Annotated in this window: 9 protein-coding genes and 4 pseudogenes; 9 read left to right on the top strand and 4 right to left on the bottom strand. The window is 59.5% G+C overall.

Going from position 1 to position 13,736, the window contains the following annotated elements:
• Positions 1-167: 167 nt before the first annotated feature.
• Both OMK73_RS09990 and OMK73_RS09985 read right to left on the bottom strand, forming a co-directional pair.
• A pseudogene (locus tag OMK73_RS09990) lies at positions 168-359 on the bottom strand (IS5/IS1182 family transposase); the annotation flags it as partial.
• On the bottom strand, positions 358-1,218 hold the full coding sequence (locus tag OMK73_RS09985; protein ID WP_267602082.1) for a lecithin retinol acyltransferase family protein: 861 nt from the start codon (positions 1,216-1,218) through the stop codon (positions 358-360). The gene OMK73_RS09985 and the pseudogene OMK73_RS09990, both read right to left, overlap by 2 nt.
• A gap of 651 nt (positions 1,219-1,869) precedes the next feature.
• On the opposite strand from OMK73_RS09985, the gene OMK73_RS09980 reads away from it, so the two are divergent.
• Genes OMK73_RS09980 through OMK73_RS09965 form a run of 4 tightly spaced genes read left to right on the top strand, consistent with a single transcriptional unit; the run spans position 1,870 to position 4,729 of the window.
• A complete protein-coding gene (locus OMK73_RS09980; protein ID WP_267601866.1) occupies positions 1,870-2,628 on the top strand; it encodes a hypothetical protein in 759 nt (252 codons plus the stop codon).
• A 30-nt stretch (positions 2,629-2,658) separates the two neighbouring features.
• A complete protein-coding gene (locus tag OMK73_RS09975) occupies positions 2,659-3,810 on the top strand; it encodes an IS66 family transposase (protein ID WP_267601864.1) in 1,152 nt (383 codons plus the stop codon).
• 17 nt (positions 3,811-3,827) lie between these two features.
• The gene (locus OMK73_RS09970) at positions 3,828-4,325 is read left to right on the top strand and encodes a hypothetical protein (RefSeq protein WP_267601862.1); all 498 of its coding nucleotides are present in this window, start codon (positions 3,828-3,830) and stop codon (positions 4,323-4,325) included.
• 35 nt (positions 4,326-4,360) lie between these two features.
• On the top strand, positions 4,361-4,729 hold the full coding sequence (locus OMK73_RS09965) for a calcium-binding protein (protein ID WP_267601860.1): 369 nt from the start codon (positions 4,361-4,363) through the stop codon (positions 4,727-4,729).
• A gap of 275 nt (positions 4,730-5,004) precedes the next feature.
• Here the strand turns inward: OMK73_RS09965 and OMK73_RS09960 are convergent, their stop codons facing one another.
• Positions 5,005-5,685 (bottom strand): hypothetical protein, encoded by a 681-nt coding sequence (locus tag OMK73_RS09960; protein ID WP_267601859.1) that lies wholly within the window; start codon positions 5,683-5,685, stop codon positions 5,005-5,007.
• A gap of 293 nt (positions 5,686-5,978) precedes the next feature.
• On the opposite strand from OMK73_RS09960, the pseudogene OMK73_RS09955 reads away from it, so the two are divergent.
• The 3 genes and pseudogenes from OMK73_RS09955 to OMK73_RS09945 form a co-directional block, all read left to right on the top strand.
• Positions 5,979-6,203, top strand: a pseudogene (locus OMK73_RS09955) (Tn3 family transposase); the annotation flags it as partial.
• 411 nt (positions 6,204-6,614) lie between these two features.
• The gene (locus tag OMK73_RS09950) at positions 6,615-8,105 is read left to right on the top strand and encodes a hypothetical protein (RefSeq protein ID WP_267601857.1); all 1,491 of its coding nucleotides are present in this window, start codon (positions 6,615-6,617) and stop codon (positions 8,103-8,105) included.
• Positions 8,106-8,744: 639 nt separating this feature from the next.
• Positions 8,745-8,852, top strand: a pseudogene (locus OMK73_RS09945) (cell division protein); the annotation flags it as partial.
• Between the two features lie 212 nt (positions 8,853-9,064).
• Here the strand turns inward: OMK73_RS09945 and OMK73_RS09935 are convergent.
• Positions 9,065-11,356: pseudogene (locus tag OMK73_RS09935) on the bottom strand (Tn3 family transposase); the annotation flags it as partial.
• 545 nt (positions 11,357-11,901) lie between these two features.
• Between OMK73_RS09935 and OMK73_RS09930 the strand changes: the two are divergent.
• On the top strand, positions 11,902-12,837 hold the full coding sequence (locus OMK73_RS09930; protein ID WP_267602081.1) for a tripartite tricarboxylate transporter substrate binding protein: 936 nt from the start codon (positions 11,902-11,904) through the stop codon (positions 12,835-12,837).
• Positions 12,838-12,935: 98 nt separating this feature from the next.
• Entirely contained in the window at positions 12,936-13,736 is an 801-nt protein-coding gene (locus OMK73_RS09925; protein ID WP_267601856.1) for an enoyl-CoA hydratase/isomerase family protein, read from the top strand.

The raw sequence follows: 13,736 nt of genomic DNA, 5'->3' as shown, positions 1-13,736 counted from the left end.
CTGGATAGCTTCAAGCAAGATGTCCGGTTTACCGACAAACATCTTGACCGGACGGACAAAATGATTGTCGCCGCCCAGCCGTATCCACGCTGAGGAACGGCCATTCACACTTCCATGATGGCGGATCGCCTAGCGCTACATCGTGTTAGAGCCCGTTTGATAATTCCAGGATGGGCGATTCTGCGTAGCAGCAGCCCGCCCATGGCGATATAGACCATGGCCTCGGATACATCAGTACGCCGCTCGTAGTCACTGACCAGGCGACGCCAGCGAGTCATTCAGCCGAAGGTACGCTCCACCAGCTAGCGCCGGGGCAGCACTGCGAAGCCAACCTGATCCTCATGACGACGCTCAATTTCACCACCACAACACATCCTCTGCCCAGCGGAAGATTCCCCCGATCCGCTTTCCGACTCCGTCCCATATTCGCTGGCCAATGCTTCTGGCCATGTCGACAGCCTTGCGGAAGACGCCCTTCGCTGTTGCGCAGACCTTGGTCACTACGGCCCGGACTACGCCGATAATGGCGCGCGGCAGGCTCTGAACAGGAATCCCGGTTGCCGCGGACATCAACTCCAGGGCTGTGTGGGCGGCAATGACAATGGCGAATCCCACCGGCATGATCGTGGCACCGGCAATCTTCATCGATGCATTGATACCTTCGGTCAATATCCGGGTGGCCACCCTTGCGTTGGGCGAGGCAATGGCCTTGGTCGCCCTCTTGGCCATCGCCGCTGCCACGCGCTTGGCAAGTCGATACAACAATGAACGTGGATCGAGCAGATCGCTGAGTGTCCAGGAATGCGTAAGTAGCGTGTTCAATGTGACGCGCGACAATCGATGCACATCGTAGACAAACTTCGCCGCCCTGTTTACCTGACGACTTGAGTGCCATCCCGTGACGCACCAAGTGACAAAGTGCTCGCAGTTGTTGAGGATGACGTTATAGAGCTTCTCACCCAGCCGACCCAGCGCGCGGGCAATGCTGGCAGTTCGCCCAAAGCGACGCTTTTCATATACCCGGACTTTGACCTCACCTCCGGTATCGCCGACAAAGACATGCATGGGAACGACTTCGATCTTGCCCATCAGATCGTCAGGCGAGTGCCCGGAATACTGGATTACCTGACTATCGCCGAGATACAGGCCGTGGTGCGAGTATCCGAGACGCCGGACGTAGATGTGGTCTCCACCTTTGAGTTCGTAAACAGTCGCCATATCTTCCAAAGAAACCGTTGGTTTATCTGCCATCGAATTATCGGACGCAAGACAGACAAACTTTAGGGTGTCACATTGCGAGGCTTTGGCGGGACACTACATAATTCATGGCGCGATCCTATCCCGCAGCAATTCCACCGCCCCCTGTTGTTGCTGAATTGTAGGCGGCACTGCCAAGAGATCGAGTTTGACCATACTACCGAGACGTGACAGAAGGGGGCATCGAGCGCCGGATTGGCCAATGGCTGCTACGGTTGAATCATCAGCTAAGAGCGGCCACTGGGCCAACCGAAGATGTGGTTTTCATCTCTGGACATCTAGTTACGCTAGAGCGGGGGACTCGCGAATGTTCCGGACGGCTCCTCGTGGTCGCTAAACCCAGCGAGAGGATAGAACGTCAACGCCCGCTTTCGGCTACATTTCTGTCGGTCAGGGGGCAATAACGAAGGAGTGAAGTCGGTATCGGCCGCTGCACACCTTCCGGCGGCCGTCCAGACCGGTCACCGACGTGAAACGCATCCGATAGACTTACATTCTCGCAACAAGGCCGGCTTCTAATCATCTTCGGGCTTAGTGGTCGCCGCTATATGCTATTGTTTTTCCTTTCGGCGGAAAGCCATGCGGACAAACTTGAGTCTCGAGCGAATCCACTTGCTGGTCACGGAGCGCTTCCCGGCGCTGGCATGTGAAAAGAACAGCGTCAGCACCAGTTACTTCCTGGGGTCCAAGAGCAGCAGAAACCGGATTTTCCGGCTGAAGCCTGCCGGCCGGATGCTGCTCGACCTAAAACTTGCCGAGTCCCAGGCGTCGGAAGGCATTCGTTCTCTGGATCTGGTTGAGTCAGAGGACGCTCTAGCCGCATTAGTTGAAAACGAGATCAAGCTGTTGCAAAGCAAGCCCGCGCCAGAGCGAGCGACTAGGCGGCCTGCAACACGTCATCCCCGGACGAGCATCTCAAACCTTCCGAACTACAGCAAAGCTGTCCCGTTCGACTATGAACAGAACGTGAATGGTGTTCTGAACAGCCATCTACTCTACCTCTGGGAGATTCGGTCGGCCGACGGCGCCCTGATCGGCAAGTATCTCGGCAAGGCGCAAGGCCACTACCGGCCCCTGACATGGTATGGCATCCGGGTTGTCGGGGTAATGGCGGGAGCCCAGGGGCGCACGATTCACCATGCCCTGGTGGACGCCGCAATTGCCCGCCACAAGGTCAAAGTGACACTTCTGTGTAACGCCCCGGATAAGGACACGCTTGCCGTTTGGGAGAATCACGCGATTGCCGCGATTTCCTGCTTTGGTGACCACTCATCGCAACTCAACGACACCCGCGGCCGCCTTATGCCTGCCAATGAAGTCCCGGCGGAACTCTCTGCCGCCCTGCGCGTGGTCGCCGGCCGGCTGCAATAGTCATGAGTAAGTTTTCGTCAGCGATGGTCCATGGTCGGACTTCGCTTCTCGTCACCGCAGGGTGCAAGAATCATGCATGAAAGAACATTCTACACACGCGACCAGGTGAAATTGATAACTGACGCGTACAAGCACATCTTTGGCCCGATCGGCAAGGAACTGCGCGAGTACTGGGACCTCGATCGAGCGCGCGAATGGGGATGTTTGACAACCGATTTTGAGACTTCCACGTACGAGCAATACGAAGAAGCCAGCCGGCTAGCAATTGAGGTCGAAGCAACTATTCATGACCCAGTGGAGCGCGGCAACCGCCTTCGAGATATTACGCGAGCGACGGGCGTCGGACTAAGCCTTGGCGTGTGTCCGTGGACCGATCACGGTCTGTTCCAAACCTATGAGCAAAACAAGGACAAGGGCCGGCTGACCATTGTCCTCGGGCATGACTGGTATCCAATTGTGCCACGGCGGGCAAAGAATCCGCATCCCGTTGATGTGCCCCTGTCTCGCGATACAGGTTTGCGCGGGCTCACAAAGTACATCAAAGTCGGCGCCGTGCCGAAGGCCATTGTGGACGGGTCAGAGTTGCTGCTATTTCTGAACTTCAAGCCCGATTTTCGTCCACCCAACACGTCTACCACCGGGGCATTTAATCCCTACGATCGTTTCTTTGAGATCGCCAAGGTGCAGAAGGCGCCGGGGTTGGCCGCGCAGGCGCTGGCGTGGATCGCCCAGTTGTATGCCATCGAGGCCGGCATCAAGGACAAGCCACCGGATCACAAACTGGCCGTGCGGCAGGCGCAATCCGTGCCGCTGCTCGCCCAGTTCCACCAGTGGCTGCTAGGCAATGCCCATGGCTTGCTGGCCAAGCAGCAGCCGTTGGAGCAGGCCTTCGGCTATGCACTGCGACATTGGCAGGCCCTCGTGCGCTACACCGAAAGCGGTATCCTGGAGCCGGACAACAATCGCCTCGAGCGCGCCATCCGCCCAATTGCCGTTGGCAGAGCGAATTTTATGTTCGTGGGCTCGCCGCGTGGCGGGCGTGCCGCCGCGACGATGTACTCGCTGCTGGGTACCTGTCGCCTGAATGGTATCGAGCCCTATGGCTGGCTCAAGGATACCCTGGAGCGCCTGCCAGCCCACCCCATCAGCCGGGTCCACGAACTGCTACCGCTGCCACGCTAACCGGTAAACTGTGCGTCATGGACATTCTTGACGCATTGCGCCTCGCCCCGAGCGCCGACCTGTACCGCTTGTATCTGACCATCGGGCGGATGCTCGACGATCCGAAGCGGATTCTGGAGAGCCGCCGGCACCTGCATATCGGCATGACCGTCAGTTACGTGGCTGACGATCTGACCCAGCCGGTGCGGCAGGGCCGCATCCTCGAACTCCGGCAGACCCAGGCCGTGGTCGAGGATATCGCTACGCGCCGGCGCTGGGCCTTACCCTATGCCGCGGTCATCGCCGACGCCAACGCTGCGGCCCAACCATCACCGCACGATCCACCGCCACCGGCCCGTGCGCAACGTGCTGACTTCGTGGTCGGTGACACGGTGGCCTTCACGGACCAGCACTTGCACGAGCGCATCGGCACCATCGTACGCATCAACCAGAAGACTGCTTCTGTGCAGTGCAATCCCGATGAGGGCCACTGGCGTGTCTCGTTTGCACTTCTGCGCAAGGTCGTCGACCTCTGAGCTTCCAGCCTTCCATCGACATCAGTACGAAAAACATGTCTAAACGCAAGATCGAGCCGGACCGCGAACAGCGAATCGAGATGGAGGTGATCGTCGACGCTTACAACTCAGAGGAGCGGTGTATGGCATGGTACTACTACCTCGAGGAGCAACTCACCGTTCCGTTTGAAGCTGAGGTTCGCAAGAGATCGCCAACCTCACCGCTCATCCCCGGCGACCGGGTTCAGGTGATCGCAATGGCGCCGGAGGAAGTGTGCGAGACTGAAGCCTTCGTGTGGATACGATGGAACAAGCGCAAGCTTGCTGTACCACTAGCGCAACTCGTGCCACTGGCGAGCGACGAGCTGACACAGCAGGCCATTGCCGATTGGCAGTACTGGCGGGAGCGCGGCTATCAGTTCTGACATCAGATCGTCAGCCGTGATGCCATGGCATCCGATGCCCCCCACAACGCCAATGACCTGACGGAGCAGTATTCCCAAGTCAACATGGGTTCTGCTGACGGATACATTGATCGCTGAAGTTTCCGCTACCGGCCATCTACGGCCGTTGGTCCGCCCTTGCGTTGAGACTAGCGAACTTCGGCTCACCCCAGGCAACAGCCCGTCAGCTTTAGTCCTCCGTGTCGCGTCGTCGGCGATGCGCAAACATCTCCAAAAGACTGCTGGTTGCGCTCAACTTACTTCACATCTGACGATTGCCAGCGTTCTTCTGGGAAAATGGCCGGTCGCTCGATCGGGAACATTCGTTCGAGATATTTAACAGGCTCGGGGCTAATGACTCGCTTTATTGTTTCCCAGCCCAGCCTATAGTCGCTACCAGTAGTGAAACCGCGAAAAAGCGTAGGTTGAGTCAATATGCGATCAAAATGGCAGAATGGATTCTCTGATGCCAACACAATCACGGAGTCTTGGGTAGGTGGATTAAAACGCCACCAAGCGCTCGTCGGACGTAGAGATGCCGCGATCCTAGAGAGATCCGCCCCCTTTCGCAACCAGTGGATTCCCCACTCGGGATTTTCTGCTGTGCCGCCGTCCATCTTGAAATAAGGTTTGTATTCTCGCAACGGAGAATCATTGTTGATTTGCGTCGCAATCAGACATCCCGCTTTGCTTCGAACGACAAGAGCTGGAAGTTCTTGGATGTAAAGAACTGTGCCTTCCTTTCGCAACGTTTCAGCGTAGAGTTCGGCCTCGTGCCGTGAAGCGTGCATGCATCCGTTGTTGTACCTGTTTATCCAGGTCGAGTGCCAGGCATTGCGCCCCGTGTAAACATAATACAAAAATATGCCTTGTGCCGAGGTGGCTCGCGTGTCCGGGAGGCTGGGAAATTCCTCCGGCGAGTACATTGTCAGCGCCATTTGATGGCCTCCGATCTTGCAGCCGCGGGCGTATCGCCCTGTACATAGACGAACCGAACCACGTAGTTCGGTACACGACTAGGTGGATTTTTCCAGTCTAGGCGCGGTCCTTCTATGCGGAAGACCACAATAATTGTGCGAGGAACACCCGCGGCGTCACTTGAGATGGTCAATCGCCGAGGGCCGGAGGATGCCGAGTTCGGATGACTGCGGTGGCGACGAATCGCCGTCCGATGCGCCCAGGCGAACGGCAGTTATACCTTGGTATCGGGCATCAAGGCAGCGTTGTGTCGACCCTGCTGACGAATCTGGTGATTGCCTGGAACACGCAGCGCATGCAGGCGACAGTCGACGCGTGGCGCGGCAAGGGGCAGCGAGTCGAGGACGATTGGCTGCGCCGAATGGGGCCGGCGCATTCGGCGCACGTGAACTTTCGGGGCACGTTGCGATTTCCCCTCGAGCAGTACCAGGAAATGCTGCTCGAAGCGGCGCCTTGGCAGCGTGCGGCTGGATCGTGAGGGCCACCTTGAGGGCTGGCCGGGATTCGCAAATATCTTAAGCTTCACACATTTGCGAATCCCGGCCGACCCTCTAAAAGTCTCGATAACCGCTTTTAACGCGAGTTTCTCGCCGATCTCCTACCGGTGCGACTGGCGCACGCATGATCGTTGCCAGATAGATGGGGATCATGACGGGACGGCCGTCCCCTCAGCGCTCATGCCCCCAGTTCCAGGCTGCCGGCCGCTGTCGTCCTGCTCGACCAGCGCTGTGGCGAAGCGGATCTGGCAGGCTTGTCGATCCGTCAAGCAAGCACGCGGGCACTCGGTGCAACCGCAACGCGCACCAAACGTTAGGGGGTAGATATGCCTAGACGCAATCCTTATCATCGGGCGCGTCACACAGTTGACCTGAGGGGAGAGGCGATGCGGATGCGCTTTGCGAAGTCATGCGGGTTACTGATTGGCTTGATACTGGGAGCAAACGCCTTCGCGTCGACACACGTCTTCGTTCCGGTGCGACCCGACGGAGTAAAGCGTGATGCAACAGCTGCTCTAAATTGGCTCCGCACTGGCAGTGAAGACGATGGCTATGTGCGGGTCGTGGCAAGCATCGATTTGGATGCGCCCTGCCTACCCATCGGGTACTCAGGCTGGGCCTCGACGATTGGGCAAGAGAAAATCCAGCTTGCAGTATCTTTGAAGTTGTCTGGGCTTTCCTCGCCGCTTGCTGATAAGGAGGTCCCCATCGCTCTGGTGGACGGTAGAGATAATCCGGGCGGCTGTATTGAGTTGAACGCACCTCCTATTACTATCGTTCCCACGGCCCGCCTCAAACGGTTTGACCCCGCTGCGACCAATTCCATCTCGGTTGAGGTAAAGGCACGAACCACGTCCGATACTGAGTTGAACCTCGTTTCGTCCGCCCAAGCGGGACTTACTCTCGCCTCTTTATTTGCGAGTCCCGTGGCTGCCGCCAGCATTGCCGGAGCTTCCAAACTCCTCGCCGAGCCAGCGATTGGTAAGGCGGAAAGGTATATGACGAAAAAGATGCAGGGTAAGGTTCCGGCGCAAGCGTCCCACACCTTCACCATTCGAGAGACAGGGCAACCGGTCACCGAAATCGTATTTCCCGTTCACTTGGGCGAGTACGGCTGGAGCACGAATAAGGGGAGTAGTGAGGCAGATGCTATTCCGCTCATTCAAAGGGAAAAGCGCCAATCGAAGGAGGATCCGGTCTTCCGAGTGAAATTGTCTTTCTTTTACACTCGCTCCCTGTTTCCACTTACCTACAAGACAGACGGGACGCCAATCGGTGCCGACATACAAGATTCCGAGATTTTGGCTTATCCATCTGAAGACGGGGTTCCGAGCGTGTTTCAGTGGTTAAGCGGGAATAATCCAAAAGAGCCGAGCCTGCTTCCCCTTTTTGCAACGGCAGCAAACGCACAAGACTTTAGGACTCATTGCGCCAAGGCTTTGGAGATCCTAGACAAGAAGGGCTTGAGCCTTCTCGATAGAAGTCTGGCCTTGCGAAGCTTTATCAATGTGGCAAGGGGCGGTACTGCGTGGTACGGAACTCCTCTCGCGACCGCCTGTGCCCAAGGGGTCGATGCGAGCGTCAATAATACTTGGCTGGCTATATTCGGACCTGGTTCTGCGCCAATTCCGCCGACTGGTGGGGACACGATGCGGCGCCCAGTGCCCGGTCAAGATGGACTGTATGACGAGTGGCTGCGGAAGAGCATTGAGCCGTTGAAGAATATGCGGACCGGCTTTAGGGCAAATGAGAACCAAGAAGCATATTTCCTAAAGGCGACCAGGAACGGTGATCTTGCGGTCATCGCCCCCAAGGCAGCGGGAGCGTGGCCAGATCAACCGGCACAACCGGGGGAGACCTTGGGTGTTTCGGCTTACCGCTAAGGCTCTCAAAGCAGTTGGCTGTTTCAGCTATCCATATTCGGACGCCGCCTTCGACGCCCAGACAAAGGCCGGTTCGTTCCTGATGCTTGACGAGGCCGGAGTCATTTGGGTGGCCCTTCCCGAGTTTTCGCGATCCGCAAATGGCGGGTTTGGAGAGCTTCAGATCTTCCAGCTGAATAGCGATTGGAAGCAGTGGTATGACAGCCTTGTTCAATACGATCTGCTTGGAGCTACTGGCGACTGTAGAACAATCGTTCAAGCGCTCCCCGCGGCCCCTTTGGCTCCCTCAACAAATTAGCGGGCGGTCTAGCTATATTACGAGCGCGCTGCTGAAAAGCTCGACGCGGAAGTCCGGGCGAGCATTCGAATGCACCGGCGCTCGCGTTGTGAGGACCTGTGGGCGTGTTAGTGCGGCAATATCGAACGGCAAGGATCGAGTGATCCATCCATTTTGTATGCCATTTTCTCCGTCAAGCCGGTCGATCGTCCGGCATTGATGCCGTGCAACTGCCTGCCCGCTCCGGGTTGTTTTCAGCCGCAGCGTCTCCTCAACGCGATTGCATGGCGTAGCTAGTCGCTAGAAAGGTTATTGGGTGCGTGATAGGGGCGATTCGGAACGGGCACGGCTCCGCTTTTCAGCGTACGGCCGATGCCCTTTGGGCCACCGAGCAGTTGCTGCGCGCCGGCACTTGCGGCGCGGTTCTGCTTTGGCAGACCCATATCCGCAATGACGCGCTGCGCCGCCTGCAGCGCAGGGGCGCTGGCGACGCGTCGCGTGCACAGGCCAGGGGCCGCATGAGGAAAAACAGCGCCTCGCCACTCTGCGCGGCCAGGTGCCAGCTCGCACAGGTTGCCGTAGCCCTCGCGATTGCGGGCGAGGGCGACAAAGGAGACACAGGGGCTGCCGTCCGCATTGATCAGGCGAAACGATCACGCTGGCCCGTACCCGTACGGCAAAGGTCGCGCAGGTGGGCGAGTCGCGGACAGAGATCGAAGCCCAACAACCGTGACAGGCTCATCGCGAAATCCGTAAACCCGTGTGTATCCACAGCAAGTTGGGCCACGTCGTCCGATCCACCTTGCCGGATCACGCCCTCGATCGCTGCGCCTGCCTGCCGCTCATTAAGCAGAATTGGCTGGTCATAGAAAATGCCCCAGCGATCGCGAACGTGAGTGTACATCCCGATCGATGCCGTCCGCCGGCGCGGGTCGGCCCGCGCTTGCCAGACAGAGCGTGTCGTTTCCAACGACATCATGTCCGACGACGCCAGATCGGAGCGTCCCCAATGCTGGGCAATCGGGTGCTGGTGCATGAAGGTCAGCACGGCTTCTGCCGCGTGGCGCAGCTTCCGTTCGTCCGCGATACGATGCATCATCTGCCGGATCGCTGGCGGCGACAGCTCCGGCACCATTCGGGCGAGATCCGCAGCCGACATCGACGTGCCATGAGCGAGTATGGCTGCGTAGACCAATAGCAATTCGCTGCGGGAATGCGGCTCCCTCCCCAGCAAGAGCCAACTGAAGTGCGTGGCGCTGTCGATCTCGAGCAGGATCTCAGGAAGCTGGCCGCCGGGGTGCCGCTCGAACAGTGCGCGTCGCAATGTCTCCACCGACGCGGGCGTAGCGCTCGCCACCAAGGGATCGATGTGGATCGCATCGTCAATCTTGAGCTTCCCACACAAGACAGCGTCCCTCAGCTTGACGAGGCCTTCGTCCAGATGCGCGATCACCGGCACCAGAAATGCCTGAGCGTCCTGCGGCAACTTGAGATGGCCATAGAAGTGGTTGCGTTTAGCCTTCCAATCGCTGGCGCCGATCAAAAGCGCCGCTTGGCTTCGGAAGGCAAAGCTGTGCGCAAGAAAGACTGAGCCGTTGCGCAGTGCCACCCGTAGAGCGAATAACGTGCCCCACTCGAAGGCGGCCAGCGCACGCTGACGGTCCTGTCCCTCCATAGCGGGTTGCCAGGCGCGGCCGAGTCGAATCGTGATCTGGTCGGGAAGAGAATCGGTCTTCCGCGCGTAGAGTTCCTGCAGCACGGTCAAGGCTTCGATCACGGGGTGCGCCAACTGGGCAGAGAAGGGCAGCAGAACCAACCTGCCGAGCAAGGCTCGGGCCTGGCGGTGCCGTGACAGGAGTTGCATGCGGATCAGGCTGGCACGGCTGGGCGCACGCCGGTTAAGCGCTGCATCGGCCAACGCCGACAGCTGCTGGCATAGTGCTTCACGGGTTAGCACCTCATCCGCGGCCAGCGCTTTGACCGCAGTCGCGAACTCTCGCATCTGGGTGTCAGGGTCCGGTCGGCCAGCGTCAATCAGGCGCCGAACGTCGTTGACGGATTTCTGAATCCAGTGTCGCAACATGGTCGCCAATTGGTCCGTGGCGGCGCATAAAGCGTAACGCAGAAAGCAAGCAGCTTCCAAACGGCGGGGTTGCTGCGCGACTCGCTTGCTCACTGATGCCGGACGATTGGCACAGCGCTTGGCGTAGTAGCGTACCAGCGCTTCATTGCACGCCTCCGGCCAGTTGCGGTGAATGCCCATCTTGTAAAGGAGTTCGACCTTGTCGAACAATTCCCCCATCTGATGGGTCGAGGTTCGTAACGGGACGGTCCATAGCCATTGTTGCAGGCTGGCGCGGTCACAATGCGGGTGCGCCAGCGATGTGCCCCAAACGTCCAGGGAGGCAGCCCCATAGGCGCGCACCAGGGCGACGGCAAGCGCGGTCTCGGCGGTGGCGACGGCCTGACTGATCAGTCTTTTTAGTGCCCGGTCATGGGGTATCAGTATTCGATGTTCGTACAGCCAGCGCTTCAGTTCATGGAACAGCTCGGTGCGGCTCGGCTGACCCGTCAAACGTTCTTTGAGCCAGCGCGTAACATAGCGGCGCTGATGCTCAGCCATTGGGCTGAAGCCGAGGGCTTGATAGGCCAACATTTGGTGGTGTGCCAATGTATCTGTGCGCCCGTCGTAGAGCGCGTTGAGCGTGCCCATATCCGGCGGTGTCACACCGATCTGAGCGCCGACATGCGCCCAGAGAAATCTGGGCACTTGCTTGCAGGCGTCCAGCGTGCGTCCCGTCATGCGGATAAAGCCGATGTGTACGGCAACGGCCAGGCGATACCAGGGGCTGCGCCGGGCATCAATCAGCGCCCGTTCCTTGGGCGAGTAGGTGAAGAACGTGGCAAGCTCGAACTCGCTGAGTTCCCGTGGGATCTGCCGCATCCCGAGGTAGGCCAACCGCCAGTGATCCACCGCGCTCTCCCAAGCGTGAGACGGACTGCGGAGGGTAGCGGCAATGAGAAGGGATCGCAATGCCAGAACACGAATGTGCTGTTTTGGGCATCTCAAAAAGAGCAAGCAACAGCAGACAGCAACCTATTGATTTGTCGTGGTATTTCCACGAAATCGCCCGGAAACCCGCATGAATGCTAGGGGCAGCTATCCCGGTAAAATGCACCGAAATCAAAGGGACACCTACGTGGGACGGCATCTTGACGCATCCCGGATGTTGCCGCGGCCGCTTGTCGTGACGGTAGTCTCGGGATGCCGGTAGCGGCCGGGCGGGCGGTCATGCAGGCCCCAAGCAAGCCCGCCGAGGCCGGATCTCAATTCCACTACATGGAAATGCAGGGCTGTATTCGACCGTATTTGCGCTTAATCTCGGTTCATCGATAAACGGCGGGCAGGGCAAAGCATGGCGCCTGTCCCGTCAAGAAACCCAGACGGAGACGCAAGTGCCTAATTCATTCCCCCTCTTCAACAGGGCGCTGGCCACGTTGGCCATTGCGCTTGCCGCCATGGGCGCGCTGGCGCCAGCCGCCAACGCCGCAGCCTTCCCGGAAAAGCCCATTCGCCTCGTCGTACCCTTCGCCCCGGGCGGTGGCACCGACCTGATCGCCAGGACCATGGGCGTGACGATGTCGCAGGATCTCGGCCAGCCGGTGATCATCGACAACAAGCCGGGTGGCGGTACCATCATCGGCTCCGACACGGTGGCCAAGAGCGCGCCGGATGGCTACACCATGGTAATGGCCACGTTTGCGCACGCGGTCAACCCGAGCATCCACGCCAAGCTGCCCTATGCGACCGACAAGGCATTTGCGCCGGTGATGCTGGTAGGCCAGTCGCCCAACGTACTGGTGGTTCGCCCGGACAGCCCCTACAAGACGGTGCAGGACCTGATCGCTGCCGCCAAGGCCAAGCCAGGGAAAATCTCGTTTGGATCGCAGGGCCCTGGCACCTCCGCGCACCTCGCGGGTGAACTGTTCAAGTCACTGGCCAAAGTCGACCTCAATCACATTCCTTACCGAGGTGCCGGCCCAGCCATTACAGACTTGCTGGGCGGCCAGGTGGATGTGATGTTCGCCACGGCCTCCGCAGTCGGGTCGTTGCTTGAGAACGGCAAGCTGCGCGCGATCGCGGTGACCACGGCCAAGCGCTCGACAAGCCCTGTCCTGGCGAAGGTGCCCACCATCGCGGAAAGCGGCGTGCCCGGCTACGTGGCCGAAAGCTGGTACGGGTTCTTCGTGCCGGCAGGCACGCCCGCCGCGGTGATTGCCCGCCTGAACGCCGCCGCCAGGAAGGCCGTGCAGACCGAGGCGTTCCGCAAGCGCGCCGAAACCGAGGGCCTGGAAGTCAGCGCGGGAACGCCCGAGGAATTTGGCCGCTATGTGCGCGCCGAGGAGGTTCGCTGGAGCCGGGTGGTCAAGCAAGCCAACATCACCGCAGAGTAGTCTGGCAGCCCTCGATTGCGCTTCGGCACGCAATACACAGAACACCAAGCACCAAGCACCAAGCGCGAAGCACAAAACACAAGGTAGAGAGACCCACCATGAACACCACTTCACTGATCACGCTCGACATCGACGCCGGGATCGCCACCCTGACGCTGAACCGCCCTGAAAAGCGCAACGCCATGACCGACGACATGCGTACCGAGCTGATCGCCGCCTTGGAGCATGTCACGCAGGACAAGACCATTCGGGCGCTGGTGCTCACCGGCAACGGTAAAGGCTTCTGCGCAGGTGGCGATGTGGCCGGCATGCAGCGGCGCATGGATGCGCCGGCGGGCGAGGTTGCGTTCAACGGCTGGTCGCGCCAGCAACGGGTGCACCATACCGTGGCGCTGCTGCACAACATGCCCAAGCCCACCATTGCCGCGGTCAATGGCGCCGCCGCCGGGCTGGGTGCCGATATGGCCATGAGCTGCGATTTTGTGGTGGCCTCGGAAAGCGCCAGTTTCGCCTGGTCGTACATCCATCGTGGCCTGATCCCGGACGGCGGCGGCATGTACTTCCTGCCGCGCCGCACCGGGCTGTCCAAGGCCAAGGAGCTGATCTTCAGCGGGCGCAAGGTCGATGCCGCAGAGGCCCTCCAGCTGGGCATCGCGGATCGCGTGAGCGAGCCGGAAGCGCTGTTGCCCAGTGCCAGGGCCTGGGCGGCGGAGCTGAGCCAGGGCTCCGCAACTGCCCTGGCGCTGGGCAAGTCCATCCTGAACCAGGCCTTCGAGTTGCCGGCCGAGCAGGTATTCGCACAAGGCAGCCAGGCACAGGGCATCTGCTACACCAGCGCCGAGCATCGGGAATCCGTGCTGGCATTCCTGGCCAAGATGGCTGGAAAGGAACAGGCCTGA

The organism is Cupriavidus sp. D39 (genome assembly GCF_026627925.1).
Classification (GTDB): Bacteria; Pseudomonadota; Gammaproteobacteria; order Burkholderiales; family Burkholderiaceae; genus Cupriavidus; species Cupriavidus ulmosensis.
Note: the sequence above shows the minus strand (reverse complement) of the source record. Positions and strands in the feature narration are given on the sequence as shown.